Source organism: Campylobacter sp. JH23 (assembly GCF_017846595.1).
Taxonomy (GTDB): Bacteria; Campylobacterota; Campylobacteria; order Campylobacterales; family Campylobacteraceae; genus Campylobacter_D; species Campylobacter_D coli.
Map to the genome: position 1 here is coordinate 74428 of NZ_JAEQBP010000005.1, position 19201 is coordinate 93628.

Below are 19201 nucleotides of genomic sequence, written 5' to 3' on the forward strand. Positions count from 1 at the left end.
TTAGCTTTTATTTTTGCAATTATTGCAATAAAAATAATCACTCAAATAAGCTTCAAGCTCACTAACTGCAACTTCTATTAAATCAATATGACCATCAAAAAATTCAATGGTATTGCTTAATTCATTCGTATTATCTTTAAAAATACCATCACTTGCAAAAAGATCCAAATTTTCTTTTATTTCAAGCTCAAGTTCTTCACCACAGCTATCACAAGGTCTATAAACAAAACCTTGCATTGTGGCATTTATTTTAACAAGTTTAGGATTTACTTTTACTAAATTTCCTTCAAAAACAACATTTTCAAGATTGAGTTTAAAAGGATAGTTAGTATTGTTAATCCTAGAAAAGGCTATTTTCATTAGCAAATTTCGTTAGATTTAAAGAAAAATTCAATTTCAATTTTTGCATTTTCTAAGCTATCGCTTCCATGAACAGCGTTTGCGTCAATGCTTTCAGCAAAATCTGCTCTAATGGTGCCAGGTTGTGCTTCTTTTGGGTTTGTTGCTCCCATTAAATCTCTATTTTTAAGAACAGCACCTTCGCCTTCTAAAACAGAAACCACAACAGGGCCGCTGATCATAAATTCAACCAAATCTTTAAAAAAAGGTCTTTCTTTGTGAACAGCATAAAAAGCTTCAGCTTGTTCTTTGCTAAGTTGAACTTTTTTCATAGCAGCAATTCTTAATCCATTACTTTCGAAACGATCTAAAATTTTACCTATAACACCTTTTTTTACGGCATCAGGTTTGATAATCGATAGGGTTTTTTCCATTTTGATTATACTCCTTGGTTTTTATAAAGCTTAAAATTATACTTGAATTTGTTTAAAAAAAGTTAAAAAGAGGCTAGCTTTTTAACTAGCCTTTGTAGAATTATGCAAAAACTGGGGTAGTTCCATCTCTCATATCGCTACCGATATTATCACGACTTGGTTGCCCTGAAGCAATTTCACTCCATACTATACAGCCATCAGTTGGGCATGCGCTTGCACAAGCTGGTTGATCATTGTGTCCTACACATTCAACACATTTATCCGCATAGACATAATATCTATCTTCGCCCTCTGGATTGTTTGCATCGTCAACGATTGCGCTAACTGGACACTCATCAATACAAGAACCACAAGCAATACAACTATCTGTAATTTTTACAGCCATTTTGTCTCCTTTTTGATTAATATGAAATTTACTTTTTTCAACTAAGCATTTTATCAAAGTATTCTTAAAAAACTATAATTTTGATAATCAAAAAATATATATATTTGATAATTTTTAGATTTTGATTATCATTTATAATATAATATAAAATACTATAAAAAATATTTTCAAAAATTTATTATCATTTAAAAATCTTTAAAGGATTTAAACGATATAATTTCGCTATCAATAAAATTTATTAATTAGGAGAAAAACATGATAGTTACAAAAAAAGCTTTAGACTTTACTGCTCCAGCAGTATTAGGAAATAACGAAATCGTTGAAGATTTTAATCTTTATAAAAATATAGGCCCAAAAGGTGCGGTAGTATTTTTCTATCCAAAAGATTTTACTTTTGTTTGTCCTTCAGAAATAATTGCTTTTGATAAAAGATATCAAGAATTTAAAAATCGTGGTATTGAAGTAATCGGAATTTCAGGCGACAATGAATTTTCACATTTTGCATGGAAAAACACTCCAGTAAATCAAGGGGGTATTGGTCAAGTTAAATTCCCACTTGTTGCAGATTTAACTAAACAAATTGCTAGAAATTTTGATGTACTTTATGCAGAAGCAGTTGCTCTTCGTGGTTCTTTCTTGCTTGATGCAGATGGAACAGTTCGCCACGCTGTAGTTAATGACTTACCACTTGGAAGAAATATTGATGAAATGATCAGAATGGTAGATACTATGCTTTTCACTAATGAACACGGTGAAGTTTGCCCTGCAGGCTGGAACAAAGGTGATGCTGGTATGAAAGCTAACCCTAAAGGTGTTGCTGAGTATCTTGATAAAAACGAAGATAAACTATAATAACAAGCCCTTAAAAAAGGGCTTTTCTTCTTGATAAAATTTCTTCTCTTAACTTTAATTAAAATTCATCATTTTTTTATATAATTTTATCTAATTTTATAAACTTAAATTTAGGCTAATTATGGCAGGCGAAGATCAAGAAAAAACTGAAGAACCCACGTCCAAGAAAATAGAAGACGCAAGAAAAGAAGGCAATGTCCCCAAATCCCAAGACGCAGCAGCTATTGTTACTTTAATAGTTGGTTTTGTGATTACACTTTTTATGATGGGTTTTATCGGTGAAAGAATTACTAATCTATATAGATATTATCAAAGTTTTATAGGTGTTGAATTTGATTTGCGTATTATCCAAGCCATTATGATTAAAAGCATTTTTGAAGTTTTGATTTTGCTAGCACCTATAGTTTTGAGTATTATGATCGCAGGTATTTTAGGTAATGTTATGCAGTTTGGTTTTATTTTTACGACCAAACCTATAATGCCTAATTTAGGAAAAATCAATCCATTAAAAGGCTTAAAAAATTTATTTTCTTTAAAAAAGCTTGTCGAGAGTGTTAAGATCGTGCTTAAGGTAGGCGTAGTATTTACTGTAGCTTTTATAGTGCTTTTAAAATTTATGCAAGAATTACCTTTGGTTGAGCGTTATAATATCATTGGACAACTCATTTGGCTTAGGGATAGGGCTATTATTTTGGCAGCTATTGTAATCATAGCATTTTTAGTGATTGCTGTTTTGGATATTTTTTTGGTGCGTTTTCAGTATTTTAAAGGCTTGCGAATGAGCAAGCAAGAAATTAAAGATGAATACAAGCAAATGGAGGGAGATCCTCAGGTAAAAGGGAGGATTCGTCGCTTACAAATGGAAGCAGCACGCCGCCGTATGGTTCAAGATGTTGCAGGGGCGGATGTGGTTATTACAAACCCGACGCATTATGCTGTAGCGATTCGTTATGATACAACAAAAGAACAAGCTCCTAGAGTTGTGGCTAAAGGAGTAGATTTTTTGGCACTTCGTATAAAACAGGTTGCTTATGATAATAATGTAGTTGTTTATGAAAATCCGCCTTTAGCGAGAGAGCTTTATAAGGCTTGTGATATTAATGATCTTATTCCTAGAGAAATGTTTAAAGCTGTAGCAGAGGTACTTGGATTTGTTTACAATACTAACAATAAAAGTCGTTTAGCAGGACAGGTCAAGAAAAATAATTAAGCAAATAAATTTTATTATTTGCTTTTTTCTATAAGATCAAGCACTGATTGTTTTGCGTCATTATCCTTAATATCTACTTTAAAATAAATTTGCACTCTATTGTTTTCTAAAGCTTGTGGATTTCCATTGATGGGACTATTTAATCCATAGCTTTTAAGGTTTATATTTTTGGTGCTAACTCCGCCTTCTATAAGATATTTTAAAACATTTTCTGCTCTTGTATAGCCTAGATCATAGCTTCTTAAGGCTGAGTCACTATTGTCAGTATAACCTCTGATTTCAATTTCTATTTGAGGAGGTAAGTATGAAATAAGCTGAGCAATGCGTTTAAGATAATCTTGAATATCTGCAGATACTATTTGTGCACTTCCTCTTTCAAATTCAACCTTGGAAGGTAGGTTAAGTATTTCTTGATTTTCGGATTGATCAAGAGCGGCTTGAAGTTTTTTAATAACTTCTTGTTGATTTACGGCCATTTGTTTAAGTTTGCTCAATTCATCTTCTTTTTCTTCTTGAGAACCCTTATATTTATAAGTATCTTGTGTTTCTTGTTGCACGGTTTGGGTTGCAGTATAATCAAAGATTTTTACAAATTCGGTTTTCAGTGCTTCTACTTTAGCTGGATTTGTTTTAGAAATTGCCCAAAGAGCAATAAAAAGCGCCAAAAGCAAACTTAGAAAGTCTGCATAAGGCACAGCCCATTTTTCACCTGCTGGACATTCTGGGCATTTATGTTTTTTAGCCATTTTTAACCTTTGTCAAATTGTGAAATTCTTGGATCATCGTGACTTAAGAAGTTAAAAAGTTTAGCTTCTAAATCTCTAGGATTAGCACCTTCTGCAATTCCTTTTATAGCTTCAGTAATGACAATTTGCTCTTTTACAAGATCCATACCATTAGCTTTCATCTTTCTTCCCCAAGGAGCAAAAAGTGCATATGCACCGAAAATACCTGTAACCGTAGCCGTAAAAGCACCTGAAATACCTGCTGCCATTGCTTGAGGATTATCTAGAAGTTTCAGTGCTAAAATCAACCCAAAAACCGCTCCAACAAGTCCCATAGTAGGACAAGTTTCACCAAAGATTATCCAGTATTCTGCACATTCTTTATAGTGTTCTTCAAGTTGTTCGGTTTGAATTTCCATACTTTCATGAATTTCTTCAAAACTTTTTCCATCTACTAGCATCATCATAGCATTTCTTAAAAATTCATTTTCAATTTCATTTGTTCTTGATTCTAAAGCCAAAAGACCATCTCGGCGTGCAATAATTGCGAATTCGATAAGCTGAGCTATTCTTTCAGGTAGATTTACACCTGAACCTTTAAAAACGATTTTAAGTTCTTTATAGGCTGCTTTTACAATTTTTTTATGAGTTGAAGTCATGGCACAAAAAGCTGCCGTTGGCATAACGATTAGAAAAGAAGAAAGGTGGATAACATGCAGAGGATTTCCTCCCTCGAGTATATCTCCTACTGAGATACTAGTTACTGCAAGAACCATTCCTAATATGGTTGAAAGATCCATTAAATCACTCCTTGATTATTTTAAATCGCCCCATTTTTTGGCGATACTTGAGCTTGTTTTTAATTTTACCTTTAATTTTACTATATTTTCCATAATATCACTAGTTTTTTTCACAAAATTTTCACATAATTCATCTTTAACTTCAAAGATAAGTTCATCGTGAATTTGCAAGATAAGCCTTTTATCTTGATTTAAAATTTTAGCAATTTCTAGCATGGCAAATTTTATAATATCTGCAGCTGATCCTTGTAAAATCGAATTTATACTCTCTCTTTCATACATAGCCACTTGCATGGGTTTAGCATTTTCAAAGTCAAAATAGCGTTTACGTCCGCTTAAGGTGCTAATAAAACCATTAGCCTTGGCTTCATTTTTTACTTTTTCGAAATAACTTTTAATGCTAGTAAAATTTTCAAAATATTTTTCTATATAGGTTTTAGCTAAGTTGGCTTCAATTTTTAGATTTTTGCTTAAGGTTTTATAACCCATACCATAAATCAAGCCAAAATTAATACTTTTTGCTATACTTCTTGTTTCATAATTACTCTCGCCAAATATCATTATAGCGGTTCTTGCATGTATATCCTCATCGTTTTTAAAAGCATTTAAAAGTTTTTCATCTTCGCTAAAGTGCGCTAGCATTCTAAGTTCGATTTGAGAATAATCAAGGCTGATAAAACTAAATCCCTCTTTGGCTATAAAGCAGGATTTATAATCTTTTGCATATTGTCCATGCGCGGGGATATTTTGTAAATTGGGATCTTTAGATGAAAGACGGCCTGTAGCAGTACCTGTTTGTAAAAAGCTCGAATAAATTCTTGAATTTTCATCTTTTAAAGCAAGTTTTAACAAGGGCTCGCAATAAGTCGAATAAAGCTTGGCCAGTTCTCTATAATCTAAAATTTTAGAAATAACAGGATGTTTATCGAGAAGTTCATTTAAGACTTTTTCATCGGTAGAATACCCTGTCTTACCTTTTTTTCCACTTGGAAGCTTGAGTTTTTCAAAAAGTATATCGCCTACTTGTTTTGGGGAATTAAGATTGAATCTATCTTCACATAAAGCATAGATTTCTTCGCTTAAAATTTTAATTTCAGATTCAAATTTTTTCATGAGAATTTCAAGAGCATGCGTATCGAGTTTTATGCCATTTTCTTCCATCATCATAATAATTTTAATAAAATCAAATTCATAATTTTTAGCAAGATCAAGCAAATGAGGTTCAAGATTTTTTAAAAAATAAAGATAAAATCTTAAAGTGATATAAGCATCTTCAGCTGCATACTTGCAAGCTTTTTCAAGCTCTACGCTTGCAAAATTTTCTCCTTTTTTTACAAGACTTTCAAAATGTAAGGTTTCATAATTAAAAAGTCTTAGAGCCAAATCATCCATATTGACTCTTAAGGAAGGGTTTTTAAGCCATGCTAAAATCATAGTATCAGCATATTTTTGCGGCAAAGAGAGTTTAAAATTATTTTCTATGATTTTAAAATCATATTTAAGATTATGCCCTATGATAAAATGTTTAAAAATAAGCTCTATAGCTTTTTTAGCGCTTTGTAATGATACTTGCTTACCCACACCTAAATAATTATGAGTAAGAGGTACATAAAAGGCTTCATTTTCACTCATACAAAAACTAAATCCTACAATTTTTGCTTCTTTGGTATCAATGCTTGTGGTTTCAGTATCAAAAGCTATGATACTTTCTTGTTCAAGAGAATTTAAAATTTCAAAGAGTTTGTCTTCATCTTGGATAAGAGTGGCTTTAAAGCCTAAATTTTTATCTTTATTATCGGGGTTTTGGCGAAGTTTTTTAAGTAAGACATTGAGTTCATAATGCTCTAAAATTTCAAGAATTTTTAAAAGAGGCTCATCTTGAGGAAAATCAGCTTTTTCTAACAAGTTGCTTACTTCTAAATCCTCATACAAAGAAGCAAGTTTTTTACTAAGAAAAGCATTTTCTTTACCTTCTAGAAGCAATTTACGACTTCTTTCATTGCGTACTAGAGTCAAATTTTCATAAATGCCTTCGATACTTCCAAACTCATCAAGCAATGTTTTAGCACCTTTTGCTCCTATGCCTTTAACTCCTGGGATATTATCCGAGCTATCTCCACATAAGGCTAAAAAATCTTTAATTTGATAAGGTTTGACACCGTATTTCTCAAAGCAAGCTTCTTCATCATAGTCATTTTTTGAAATAGGGCTATAAATACTTGTTTTACCATCTTTTATAAGCTGATAAAGATCTTTATCCTGTGTTATAATGCGTACAAAAATATCTTTATCTTTACAAGTTTTAACCACTGAAGCGATGATATCATCTGCCTCATAACCCTCGTAAGAGGCACTCATAAAGCCCATTTTTTCTATCATTTCTATACAAATTGGAATTTGTTCCAAAAGTTCGGGTGGGGGCGGGGTGCGATTTTTTTTATAATTTGGATCAATATCGCTACGAAATGTCTTGCCCTTAGAATCTAGTGCAAAAATAATATAATCGCTTTTATATTCGTTTTTAAGACTATAGATAAAATTAGCAAAACCGCTAATCATTCCACTAGCTTGTCCTTGAGAATTTTTAAATCCTTTGAGTGCATAATAAAGACGAAAAAAGAAGCCAAAAGTATCGATAATAGTTAAAGTTTTCATGGTTGTCTTTCTTAGTGGGTTTTAAATTATTATCCCAAAATTCACTTTAAAGATTGATGATTTTTATAAAGAATTAGCGATAAAAATTATAAAAATATAGCGGCTTAATTTGCCAAGACTTATGAAAAAACAAGCTTTGATGAAAGGGTATTTTGCAAAACCAAGGCCTAAAGCAAAGATATCTCCTATTAAGGGTAAAAAGGTTAAAAAAGCATAAAGACTTCCAAATTTAGTAAAATTTGCATTGAATTTATCAAGCTTTTTTAAAGATTTGGAAAAATATTTTTCTAAAATTTTTTCTTTGCCAAGATAGGCTAGAGCATAGGTGCTTAAGCTTCCTAGGGTATTGCCTAAAGTAGCTATAAATAAAACCAAATGAGCATTAAAATCAAGTTTTATAAAAGCTACAACAAAGGCTTCACTTGCAAGAGGCAAAAGCGTGCTTGAAAGAAAACATACGATAAAAAGCCCTAAGTAGCTAATATCATTATATAAAAAATCAAACATTAAAGCTCTTTTTACGCATTAAAATCAATAAAATAAAAAGATAAATAGGCAAAACAAAAGGCGTGGTAAAATCCATAAATTTAAATTTTGTTAAAATTGTACACAAGCAAGCACATACAAAAAAGATTTTAAAAAGGTGACTTTGAAAAAATTTATCTAAAAACAAAAGATAAATTAAACAAACACCAACATCAAGAAATGCCTTGTAATACCAAAAAATACTTTCTTTTTGCTCTATACCTTCAAGTAAATTAGCAATAGCACTTATTACCATAAGCACAAAACAAAAAAAGGAATAAGGTATAAATTTTTCTTTTCTGGAAATATAAAAGAAAAATAAATGCACAAAGAAAAATGATATTATTAATAAAAAAGCTAAAATAGAATGTAAAAAGCGTAAATTTTGCGTTAAATGATAAAGTTTTTGATCGGCTAAATTTAGCATTGCAAAGCTTTGTGGCAGTGTTTCATAAGCACTATAATCAATAATTAAATAATGATTAAAAATAAAAACCAAAGTACTCTGGCTTAGACTTATAAAAATGGTAAATAAAATACTAAATTTAAATATTTTCTTTTTCATTGGATATAAGCTTTAAGTTTGGGATAATTTGATATTTTGGTTTTTACTAAGCGCGAAAGCAAATAGTGCGTAATAAATGGTAAATAATAAGCCTGCAAAGAAAAAAATCATAAAATAAGCGATAATTAAAGCAAGAGAATGCTCGCTATAAATTAGAACAAACATAAGTATATAGATAATTATCAAAATCGCACTTTTGAAAATAAAACAAAGTTTAAAATAAATCTTATTTTCACATAAAGTTTTTAAAGTCTTAAAAAATATAAAAGTACAAAAAATGGCTATTGCAAGACATAAAAAAGAAAAGCCATATAGAAAAATACGTAATATCTTATCAACAACAGGACTAGCAATAAGATAATTCAAGCTTAATAAAGCGATAAATTGAGTAAATGCAGCTATAAAAAAACTGATCAATAAAACCTTACTTTGACTTACAAAATAAAGTTTTAAAATCATAATCAAATAAGAAATTAAAAAAATTGCATTAAAAACCATAGCTAAAATATTAGTGTTAGAATTAAATTTCAACAATTTTAAATCATAGGCAAAATCAAGAATAATGGGTAAAAACTGAAAACAAACACAAAGTAAAAAACTTATAAAAACTACCCACGCAAGCTTTTTGATACTTTTAAAATCATTTTGTCTTTGAATTTCAAACATTTGATGAAAGTTTAAATTTGACATTTTTTTCCTTTAAAATTGAACTCAATACAGCTTTTTTAAAGTTTCATACCTATCAAAAGCATAAGCAAAAGTTAAAAAATGTAAAGCAAGAAAGACAAATAAAAAGCTTAATTTCTCAAAAAATAAAAATGCTAAAAGCATACATAAAAACACAAAATAAAAGGACATTTTCACTTCTTTAAAAAGCGAAGCAAGAGTGAGTGAAAATAAAAAATAAAAAACGAAAAATAAAGCTAAAAGCCCTAAAAATAAAATTTTATTTTCCAAAAGAAAAAAAGATGAGCCAAGGCTTATAATGGCAAGCAAAAAATAAATTAAAATTTTCTTAGAAGAAAATAAAAAATAAATTCTTGCCACCATAAAAATAAAAGCAAGAACTATATAAATCCAAGAAAAAAAGCATAAAAATCTACCGCTGATACAAAGAAATTCACAATGTAAACTTCCCACATTTTCATAAGAAAAAAAGTAAAAAAAATTATATAAAGCACAAAAAAATATATAAATACTTAATCTTTTAATCTTAAAAAATGATATTTTTTGTTCCTGTGTCATTTTAACTCTTTGCGTTTTTAAGCTCTAAATCCAAATAATATCCTGTATAAGATTTTGTTTTCTTATGATCTTTTGCAACTTTTTCCACGCTTCCTGTACTAATGATTTTTCCACCCTTTACTCCGCCTTCTGGACCCATATCGATAATATAATCAGCATTTTTAATCACATCTAAATTATGCTCTATCACAAAAACAGAATTTTTAAGATCGACTAAGTGTTGTAAAACTAAAATGAGTTTATTGACATCTTCAAAATGTAGCCCTGTGGTCGGCTCATCAAGTATGTAAAGCGTTTTTCCTGTGTCACTGCGGCTTAATTCTTTTGCAAGTTTTATCCTTTGCGCTTCACCCCCACTTAAAGTCGTTGCATTTTGTCCTAGGGTAAGATAATCAAGTCCGACTTTTACTAAGGTATCAAGTTTTTGTTTGATTTTTGGCACAGCTGCAAAAAATTCACTTGCTTCTAAAACGCTCATATTTAAAATTTCACTGATATTTTTACCTTTGTATTTAATCTCTAGTGTGGCATCATTATAGCGTTTGCCATGGCAAGTATCGCAAACCACCATTACATCGGGCAAGAAGTGCATTTCTATTTTAATCTCTCCATCGCCACTGCATTTCTCACATCTTCCACCCTTAACATTAAAAGAAAAACGCCCCGCTTTATAGCCTCGCATTTTAGCTTCTTTGGTAGCAGCAAAAAGATTGCGAATTTCATCCATGGCACCTGTATAAGTAGCAGGATTTGATCGCGGGGTTCGTCCTATAGGACTTTGATCAAGATAAATAACCTTATCTAGTTTTTCAAGCCCTTCAATCTGCACCCCACCTAATTTCTTTACTTTTTTGGCGCGGTTTAATTCTTCTTGTGCAAAAGGCAGTAAGGTTTGAAGTATGAGAGAGCTTTTTCCAGATCCTGAAACACCTGTGATCGCGACTAAATTTTGCAAAGGAAAAGAAACGCTTAGATCTTTGATATTATTGATATTTACATTTTTAAGTTCTAGCCATTCTTTTTGTTCTCTGTTTTGAAGCTGTGAAATTTGCTTCTTGCCGTTCATATAAAGTGCGGTTTCACTTTTGCTTTTTAAAAGTTCTTTATAAGTTCCAGCAAATACCACTTCGCCTCCAAATTTTCCTGCTTTTGGGCCAATATCTACGATAAAATCAGCTTCTTCTATAGTCATTTTATCGTGCTCTACGACAATTAGAGTATTGCCTTTTTGTTGTAAATTTCTTAAGGTTTTAATGAGTTTTGCTGTATCTCTTTCATGAAGTCCGATACTAGGTTCATCTAAAACATACATCACCCCACTTAAACCACTGCCAATTTGTGAAGCGATGCGAATTCTTTGTGCCTCACCTCCGCTAATCGTCCTTGCATCGCGTCCTAAAGATAAATAGCCTAGTCCTACATCATATAAAAAGAAAAGTCTTTCGTTGATTTCTTTTAATATGGGTTCAGAGATAAGTCTTTCTTGCTCGCTTAAATAAGAGAAATTTTTCTTATTTGCAAAAAAGCTAGTGCTATCTTCTATACTCATATCTAAAATTTCGCCTAGTCCTTTAGAGGCTATTTTTACGGCTAAACTTTCAGGTTTTAAACGATGACCTGCACAATCTTTGCAAATTTTTTCACTCATGTATTCTGCTAAGTCTTTTTCATCTTTTAGCATTTCATAAGCCATTTTTACCACACCTTCAAAGGTGCGTTTGAGGCGATTTCTTTTCCAAAAAAAGTCAATGGTTTTTGCATTTCCGTATAGCACAAGGCGTTTTTGTTCTTCGCTAAGTTCAGCAAAAGGGAGTTTAATAGGAATTTCATTTTGCTCGCAAAAAGCAATTAAAAATTTATAATAATAGCTTTTGTTAAATCCATACATTATTTTTACCGCGCCATTTTCAAGACTTAGGCTTTCATCGATGATTTTTTTCATATCTAGGGTATAGCGAATTCCAAGTCCATCACAGGCTTCACAAGCCCCTTTTGGAGAGTTAAAAGAAAAACTTAAAGGCTCAAGAGGAACAAAGGAAATTTTACAAGCAAAGCAAGCGGAGTGTTCGCTAAAGTGATAGTGCTTATTAAGTCCTACTTCATCGGGATTTAAGACTTCTATCTCGATTTCTCCAAAGCTTTCTTCCAAACCTTTTTCTATATCGCTTGCAAGGCGAGAAAGTAGATCTTCTTGTATTTCGAGTCTATCAATGACGAGTTTTATCGTATGTTTTTTAGTTTTTGAAAGTTCTATATCTTCATCAAGTCTTACTAAAACCCCATCAATTTGCGCTCTTACATAGCCTTTATTGCGCAAATTTTCAAGTAAATCCGCATAAGTTCCTTTTTTTTCACGCACCAAAGGAGCGTAGATGATGATTTTAGCTCCTTTTGGAAATTTTAAAATTTCTCCTACTATATCACTTGCACTCATAGATGAGATTTTTTGTCCGCATTGATGGCAATGCTGAATGCCCACTCTTGCATATAAAAGTCTTAAATAATCATAAATTTCAGTGATGGTTCCGACTGTAGAACGCGGATTTTTAGAAGTGGTTTTTTGATCAATCGCAATAGCAGGGGTTAAACCTTCGATTTTATCCACATCGGGTTTGCCTACCTTGTCTAAAAATTGTCTTGCATAAGCACTCAAACTTTCTATATAACGGCGTTGACCTTCGGCATAGAGTGTGCCAAAAGCAAGGGTTGATTTTCCACTACCGCTTAATCCTGTAAAAACAATGAGTTTATTTTTTGGAATTTCAAGATGAATATTTTTAAGATTATTTTCCTTTGCGCCAATGATTTTTATCGTATCATTCATAAGTTTTTCCTAAGCATTAAATAAATTTAACATTTTAACATAAAAATATAAAAATTATGTTTTTAAATTTTTTAGCATTTTAATGGATTAAAATGCTAAAATTCCAAGTTTTCTAAGCAGAGAAAGAGTGGTTGCAAGTATGGATAAAGCATATACGCAAAGTAAAATTTTTCTATGAGCTGAAATATGCATTTTTTCTATGATTTTTATACCTATAAAAACACCTATCATAGAAGCAAAACCTACTAAAACACCTTTGTGGATAACTTCAGCGTCAATTACACCTGAATTTGCAAAAGAGATGATACCAGAGATTGAAGCAAAAATAACAAAAAATAAAGAAAGCGAAACCACTTTTTTGCTATCATAGCCTAAGAAATAAGCTAAAATTGGAGCGATTAAAAGCCCTCCGCCTATACCTAAAGAAATAGCAAAAATTCCCGTAAAAGCTCCCGCTATAAATAAAATTCCATTTTTAACCCATACGCTTTTATGGCTTTTTACAACACTTTCTTTGATGCCAAAGGCATATTTGATAAAAAATACACAACTTACTCCTAAAAATATAGCAGTAAGAGCTACATCGCTTAAGGCTTGTAATAAAATTCCACTAAAACTTGCCCCCAAAAGACCGCCCAGTCCTATAACAATACCATCTTTGAGATTTAAATTCTTTTTTTTATAATTAATATAAGAACCAAAAATGGCCGCAAAGATCATCTGTAATACAGAAATTCCAATAGCATGATGAGCACTTGCTCCTAAAGCAAACATTGAGGGCACGATAATCATTCCCCCACCTATGCCAAAAAGTCCTGAAGTAATACCTGAAAATATACCTATAAAGATATAAGGCAAATCTGTAAAATTCATACTTTTTCCTAAATTTATATCGTTTGTTGATTAAATAAGGAGTAATTTTATCTTATCAAGCTTATCTTAGTTTTAAAATTTTTTATAATGTTTTACAAGGCTTATTTTGACAAAATATTTTCCACAGAGTTACATGGATTTATTTTTTTGAAAATGAAATAAATATTAAAGGATAATTTTATGTTTTTTTCTCTAAAATTAATAAAAGTCATCATAGTTTAAAATGAGGCTTAATTTTTTGAAAGGTAGAAGATGAATAAAAACGATTTTTTAAATAATTCTTTAATTTTAGTATCAACACACACTCTTCGTTTTTGGCGCTTCTAAGCTTCTTTTTTAACTTCTCAATATTTTTTTATTTTATTTTTTATAAAGGTTGTATTATGCTTGAAATGAAAGCAAATTTATATTATAGGCAAATTTTAAAAGAATTTCCTTCTTCTTACTTTGCTGAAGATTCTACTAGGGTTATTATAGGTATTGATTGCGATTTTTATGATGCTAAGGATATCACTCTTAGCGAATTAAAGGCGAAATTTTATGAAAATGCTTCAAGGGAGCAAATTTGCAAATATTCTGGATTTTTTGGTGTTTTTAGTGCAAATTTTATTTCTTTGTTTGAGAATTTACCCTCAAATGAAAATAAAAATTATGATTTTCCAAATTTTTTATTTGCCAATGCTAAAGCTTATTTGGTTTATGAAAAAACTAGCAAAATGTTTTTTAAATACGGAGAAAATAAGTATTTTGATTTTTTAAAAGAAGATTTTGTTTTCGATAAAAAAGTTTGCGAATATAAAATCTTGCAGGATTTTCAAGAAGAAAAAAGAGATTTTATCCAAAGTGTGGAAAAAGCCAAGGAATATCTTTTAAGCGGAGATATTTTTCAAGTGGTTTTAAGCAAGCAGCTTTGCATAGAGCATAATTTTGATAGTTTTGAATTTTATGAAACTTTAAGTGAGTTAAATCCTAGTGCTTATATGTTTTATTTTCCGACTCAATATGGGGTTGTGTTAGGTTCTTCTCCAGAGTTTTTACTGAAAATAAAAAACAAAGAAATTTTTTTAGCTCCTATAGCAGGTACTCGAAATTTGGATGAAAATTCAGATATTTTAAAATTAGAAAAAGATCTTTTAAGCGATGAAAAAGAATTGAGTGAGCATAAAATGCTTGTTGATTTAGCTAGAAATGATGCATCTAAATTCGGTACAAATACGCGAGTTGAAAATCTTTTTAGTATAACAAGAAATAAATTTGTCATGCATATAGTCAGTGAAGTTTATGCGACGATGGATAAGCAAGCCAATATTTTTGATATTATAGGAGCGGTTTTTCCAGCAGGAACTTTAAGTGGTGCCCCAAAGATTAGAGCTTTAGAAATTATCAATGAGCTTGAAAATTTAGACAGAGGAGTTTATGGAGGCGCTGTTGGGTTTTTAAATTTTAATGAAGATGTGGTTTTAGCTATTATCATAAGATCGGCTTTTTTTAAAGAAAATAAAGCTTTTATAGCAAGTGGAGCGGGTATAGTTTTACAAAGTGATCCACAAAAAGAATATGAAGAAATTTGCGCTAAGCGTAAAGCTTTATTAGTAAGTTTTGAAAAAATGGCTAAAAGGAGTTAAGATGATACTTTTAATTGATAATTATGATTCTTTTGTTTTCAATATCAAATCCATGCTCGAAAATGTATACAAGGGTGAAATTTTAGTTGTTCGAAACGATAAAATCACTCTTGATGAAATCAAAGCTTTAAATCCAAACTATATCATTTTAAGTCCTGGTCCAAAACACCCAAAAGATAGTGGAGTGTGTCTTGAAATTTTTAAATCACGACTCAACATCCCTACGCTTGGAATTTGCTTAGGACATCAAGCTTTGGGTTTTAGTTTTAAGGCCGAAATTGCTAAATTGCAAAACCCTATGCATGCAAAAAATTCCTTAATTAAAATTTATAATAAAGATACAATTTTTAAAGATTTTGAAGATGAGGTAAGTGTGATGCGTTATCACTCTTTAGAAGTTAAAAATTTGCCCGATGATTTTGAAATTTTGGCTTTGAGTGATGATAATGTTATCATGGCTATAAAACATAAAACTTTACCTTATTTTGGCGTGCAGTTTCATCCTGAAAGTTATTTTAGCGAATACGGAATCAAAATTTTTGCTAATTTTTTAAATCAAGAAAAAGCAGTTCAGGATAAAAAACATACTCTTGGATTTTATTTGCAAAAAATGAGTGAAAATCATTATTTAGAAAGTGAAGATTTTTCAGAAATTTGCAAGATTATTATGAGCAGGGATTATGAGCCTTTACAAGCGGCTGCTTTACTTGTTTTAATCAGTGAAAAATCCCTCAATCAAAAATCATTAAGCAGTCTTGTGCGTGAAATTTTGCGTTATTCTAAAACCTTTAGTGATGAAAGCGATATGATAGATATATGTGGTACTGGAGGAGATAATTTTAAAAGTATCAATGTTTCAACAGCAAGTGCTTTTATTTTAGCAGCTTTGGGGGTAAAAGTAGCAAAACATGGAAACAGAGCGATTTCTAGTTCAAGTGGAAGCACCGATGTTTTAGATGCTTTAGATGTAAAAATTCCTGATAATTTAGAATGTGCTTTAAATGATTTGCAAAATAAAAATTTAGCCTTTTTTCATGCCCCGTATTTTCATCCTTTAGTAGGTGAGCTAAGAGAGCTTAGGGCAAAGCTTGGCATAAGAACTGTATTTAATGTTTTAGGACCTTTACTTCATCCTAATTTAAAGCTTAAATATCAAATGATGGGAAATTATCATGCACCTGTGCATAAGCTTTTGGCTGAAGTTTTAAGATCACTAGGACGAAAAAGAGCTTTGGTGGTGCGTGGCAATGATGGCATGGATGAGATCAGTATTTGCGATGAAACAAAGATTTTTGAAGTAAGAGAGGGTGAAATTTATGAATACGGCGTTACACCCGAACAATTTGGTTTTAAGCGAGCTTTTCATAGTGAGATTATGGGTGGCAATGCTTATGAAAATGCTAAGGATTTAAAAGATATCTTAAGTGGAAAAATACAAGGGGCTAAATTTGATATCGTGGTTTTAAATTCTATGTTCGCACTTTATACAGCCAACAAAGTTTCAACACCTTTAAAAGCAAAAGATATTATTTTAGAGGCTATATATTCTGGCAAGGTGATGGAGTATTTTAGGAGTCTAAATGACAAAGCTTAAAATTTGTGGCATTAAGGATGAAAATAATGCCAAGGAAATCGCTGAATTAAATGTCGATTTCATGGGGCTTATTTTTGCAAAAAGCCCTAGACAGCTTAGTTTAGAACAAGCAATGAATTTAAGCGATATCATCCATGCGGGATTTAAAAAGAGTGTAGGAGTTTTTGTCGATGAAAATTTGGAATTTATTTTAAAAGCAATCAAACAAGCAAAGCTTGATGGAGTGCAAATTCATAGAAAAATCAGTGAATTTGAGTTTAAAACCTTAAAAGAAAGTGGAGTTTTTGTTTGGCAGGTTTTAAGTGTAGGGGATCGTTTGGAATTGGAAGAAAATATTTATGCGGATTTAATTTTATTTGATACTAAGGGAAAATTTCATGGAGGCAATGGGGAAAGTTTTAACTGGGATCTTTTGAAAGACTTTAAAAAAGATTTTGCCTTAGCAGGAGGCATAGGAACTCATAATATCAATGAAGCTTTAAGTTTAAAACCAAAAATCATAGACTTAAATTCAAAGATAGAAAAGGAAAATCATTTAAAAGATGTGGAAAAAATCAAGTATATTTTAAAGGAGATGAGAAAATGAAAAAGGCGTATTATGGTGAATTTGGTGGGCAGTTTTTGCCTGAGAGTGCGATGTTTGCTTTAAATGAGCTTGAAGATGCTTTTTTAAAATTTGCACAAGATAAAGCCTTTAAAAAAGAGCTTCAAGGCCTTTTAGCTACTTATGTAGGACGCCCCACTCCGCTTTATTTTGCTCGAAATTTAAGTAAAAAATACGGACATGAAATTTATTTTAAGCGTGAAGATTTAAACCATACAGGAGCACATAAAATCAACAATGCTATAGCTCAAGCACTTTTAGCAAAAAAAATGGGTAAGAAAAAAATCATTGCCGAAACAGGGGCAGGGCAGCATGGATTAGCAACTGCTACTGCTGCAGCACTTTTAGGACTTGAGTGTGAAATTTACATGGGAGCGACTGATGTGCAACGACAAGCTTTAAATGTTTATAAAATGGAGCTTTTAGGAGCTAAGGTTAATGCTATACAAAGTGGACTTAAAACCTTAAAAGAAGCTACAACTGCTGCTATCCAAGCTTGGGTGGGGGATATTAAAAATCTTTTTTATGTAGTTGGAAGTGCTGTAGGGCCTTATCCTTATCCTAAAATGGTTACACATTTTCAAAGTGTTATAGGAAAAGAATGCAAAAGTCAACTTAAAAAATTAGGTAAAAAAGTAGATTATATCATCGCTGCAGTAGGAGGTGGAAGTAATGCGGGTGGAATTTTTTACGAATTTATCAAAGATGAGAGTGTAAATCTTATTGGAATTGAAGCAGGGGGATTGGGTGTTGACACCCTTTATCATGCAGCAACTTTAACCAAGGGAAAAACAGGTATTATCCATGGTATGAAAACGAAGGTTTTGCAAGATGAATTAGGAAACATCTTACCTGTGCATAGTGTTTCTGCAGGACTTGATTATCCAGGAATTGGTCCTTTGCATGCTTTTTTATCTCAAAGCGGTAGGGCAAAATATTATGCCATTACCGATGAAGAATGCATGATGGCTTTAAAAATGCTTTGTAAGGAAGAGGGGATTATCCCTGCTATTGAGAGTTCTCATGCTTTGGCATTTTTGGAAAAACTTTGTCCTAAGTTAAACAAAAAGAGCGTGATAGTGGTTAATTTATCAGGTAGAGGCGATAAAGATATGCAAACGATTAGAGAATATAAAAAAGGAACAATTTATGGTTGATTTTACAAAATTTTACAAGGATAAGGCAAATGTAGCTTATATGGTTTTAGGCTATCCAAATTTAAAAATTAGTGAAGAGTTTTTAAAGCGTTTGGATGAAAGTTCGATCGATGTTTTGGAATTAGGAATCGCATATAGTGATCCTATTGCTGATGGTGAGATCATCGCCAATGCTGCAAAAATTGCCTTAGAACAAGGCGCAGACATTCATAAAATATTTGAGCTTTTAGCCAAAATAAAAACAAAAAAAGCCCTTGTTTTTATGGTGTATTATAATTTAATTTTTTCCTACGGCTTAGAAAATTTTGTTAAAAAAGCCAAGGCTTTGGGAATTTCTGCTTTGATAGTTCCTGAGCTAAGTTATGAAGAAAGTAAGCCTTTGTATAAAGAATGTCAAAAGTATGACATAGCTTTGATTACTCTTGTAAGCATTACAACTCCTAAAGAGCGTGTTAAAGAACTTGTAAAAAATGCTAAGGGTTTTATTTATTTACTTGCTAGTGTAGGCATAACAGGAGGACAAAGTGCGGATAATAAACTTTTGCAAGAAAAAATACAAGAAATCCGATCTTTCACACAACTGCCTATTTATGTTGGTTTTGGGGTAAAAAATAACACAGATGTAAGAAATATGCGTAAACTAGCCGATGGAGTGATAGTAGGAACGAATATAGTAAAGCTTTTTGCAAGCAATGATGTAAATCAAATTTTAAAAGGTGTAGAAGAAATTTTTGAAAAATAATTTTTTAAAACATATTTTTATTTTATATTTACTATAATTTTTAATTA

19 protein-coding genes are annotated in these 19201 nt (G+C 31.3%); 7 read left to right on the forward strand and 12 right to left on the reverse strand.

The window, feature by feature from the left end; genetic code table 11:
* From KAR88_RS06160 to KAR88_RS06170, 3 genes are all read right to left on the reverse strand, one after another.
* Complete coding sequence (locus KAR88_RS06160; protein WP_002778207.1) at positions 1-360, reverse strand: hypothetical protein; 360 nt, start codon at positions 358-360, stop codon at positions 1-3.
* On the reverse strand, positions 360-773 hold the full coding sequence (gene ndk / locus KAR88_RS06165) for a nucleoside-diphosphate kinase (protein ID WP_002778209.1): 414 nt from the start codon (positions 771-773) through the stop codon (positions 360-362). The genes KAR88_RS06160 and ndk overlap by 1 nt, the downstream gene beginning before the upstream one ends.
* Before the next feature lie 100 nt (positions 774-873).
* Complete coding sequence (locus KAR88_RS06170; protein WP_002778210.1) at positions 874-1158, reverse strand: 4Fe-4S binding protein; 285 nt, start codon at positions 1156-1158, stop codon at positions 874-876.
* Between the two features lie 255 nt (positions 1159-1413).
* On the opposite strand from KAR88_RS06170, the gene KAR88_RS06175 reads away from it, so the two are divergent.
* Both KAR88_RS06175 and flhB read left to right on the forward strand, forming a co-directional pair.
* Positions 1414-2010, forward strand: a complete 597-nt coding sequence (locus KAR88_RS06175; RefSeq protein WP_002778213.1) for a peroxiredoxin — start codon at positions 1414-1416, stop codon at positions 2008-2010.
* 121 nt (positions 2011-2131) lie between these two features.
* Positions 2132-3220, forward strand: coding sequence for a flagellar biosynthesis protein FlhB (flhB, locus tag KAR88_RS06180; RefSeq protein WP_002778215.1), 1089 nt, complete (start codon positions 2132-2134; stop codon positions 3218-3220).
* 14 nt (positions 3221-3234) lie between these two features.
* On the opposite strand, the gene motB is transcribed toward flhB, so the two are convergent.
* The 9 genes from motB to KAR88_RS06225 form a co-directional block, all read right to left on the reverse strand.
* Complete coding sequence (gene motB / locus KAR88_RS06185) at positions 3235-3966, reverse strand: flagellar motor protein MotB (RefSeq protein ID WP_002778217.1); 732 nt, start codon at positions 3964-3966, stop codon at positions 3235-3237.
* 2 nt (positions 3967-3968) lie between these two features.
* On the reverse strand, positions 3969-4745 hold the full coding sequence (motA, locus tag KAR88_RS06190) for a flagellar motor stator protein MotA (RefSeq protein WP_002778220.1): 777 nt from the start codon (positions 4743-4745) through the stop codon (positions 3969-3971).
* Between the two features lie 15 nt (positions 4746-4760).
* Positions 4761-7400 (reverse strand): DNA polymerase I, encoded by a 2640-nt coding sequence (polA, locus tag KAR88_RS06195; protein WP_002780668.1) that lies wholly within the window; start codon positions 7398-7400, stop codon positions 4761-4763.
* A 63-nt stretch (positions 7401-7463) separates the two neighbouring features.
* Positions 7464-7907 (reverse strand): YqaA family protein, encoded by a 444-nt coding sequence (locus KAR88_RS06200; protein WP_002778224.1) that lies wholly within the window; start codon positions 7905-7907, stop codon positions 7464-7466.
* Complete coding sequence (locus KAR88_RS06205; RefSeq protein ID WP_002778225.1) at positions 7900-8490, reverse strand: hypothetical protein; 591 nt, start codon at positions 8488-8490, stop codon at positions 7900-7902. Before KAR88_RS06205 ends, KAR88_RS06200 begins: the two co-directional genes overlap by 8 nt.
* A 12-nt stretch (positions 8491-8502) precedes the next feature.
* Positions 8503-9180: a hypothetical protein gene (locus tag KAR88_RS06210; RefSeq protein WP_002778226.1), complete on the reverse strand. Its 678-nt coding sequence runs from the start codon at positions 9178-9180 to the stop codon at positions 8503-8505.
* Positions 9181-9201: 21 nt separating this feature from the next.
* Complete coding sequence (locus KAR88_RS06215; protein ID WP_134162879.1) at positions 9202-9735, reverse strand: hypothetical protein; 534 nt, start codon at positions 9733-9735, stop codon at positions 9202-9204.
* 1 nt (position 9736) lies between these two features.
* On the reverse strand, positions 9737-12559 hold the full coding sequence (gene uvrA, locus KAR88_RS06220; RefSeq protein WP_002778228.1) for an excinuclease ABC subunit UvrA: 2823 nt from the start codon (positions 12557-12559) through the stop codon (positions 9737-9739).
* 87 nt (positions 12560-12646) lie between these two features.
* Positions 12647-13432 carry a sulfite exporter TauE/SafE family protein gene (locus KAR88_RS06225; protein WP_002778230.1) on the reverse strand — a complete coding sequence of 262 codons (786 nt, stop codon included), beginning with the start codon at positions 13430-13432 and terminating at the stop codon, positions 12647-12649.
* 383 nt (positions 13433-13815) lie between these two features.
* Between KAR88_RS06225 and KAR88_RS06230 the strand changes: the two genes are divergently transcribed.
* From KAR88_RS06230 to trpA, 5 genes are read left to right on the forward strand one after another with little or no spacing between them, the layout of a single operon-like run.
* Positions 13816-15057 (forward strand): anthranilate synthase component I family protein, encoded by a 1242-nt coding sequence (locus KAR88_RS06230; RefSeq protein ID WP_002778232.1) that lies wholly within the window; start codon positions 13816-13818, stop codon positions 15055-15057.
* A 1-nt stretch (position 15058) separates the two neighbouring features.
* Positions 15059-16651 (forward strand): anthranilate phosphoribosyltransferase, encoded by a 1593-nt coding sequence (gene trpD, locus KAR88_RS06235; protein ID WP_002778234.1) that lies wholly within the window; start codon positions 15059-15061, stop codon positions 16649-16651.
* A complete protein-coding gene (locus tag KAR88_RS06240; protein WP_002778236.1) occupies positions 16638-17237 on the forward strand; it encodes a phosphoribosylanthranilate isomerase in 600 nt (199 codons plus the stop codon). Before trpD ends, KAR88_RS06240 begins: the two co-directional genes overlap by 14 nt.
* Positions 17234-18412 (forward strand): tryptophan synthase subunit beta, encoded by a 1179-nt coding sequence (gene trpB / locus KAR88_RS06245; protein WP_057037111.1) that lies wholly within the window; start codon positions 17234-17236, stop codon positions 18410-18412. The genes KAR88_RS06240 and trpB overlap by 4 nt, the downstream gene beginning before the upstream one ends.
* On the forward strand, positions 18405-19154 hold the full coding sequence (gene trpA / locus KAR88_RS06250) for a tryptophan synthase subunit alpha (RefSeq protein WP_002778239.1): 750 nt from the start codon (positions 18405-18407) through the stop codon (positions 19152-19154). Before trpB ends, trpA begins: the two co-directional genes overlap by 8 nt.
* Positions 19155-19201 lie beyond the last annotated feature (47 nt).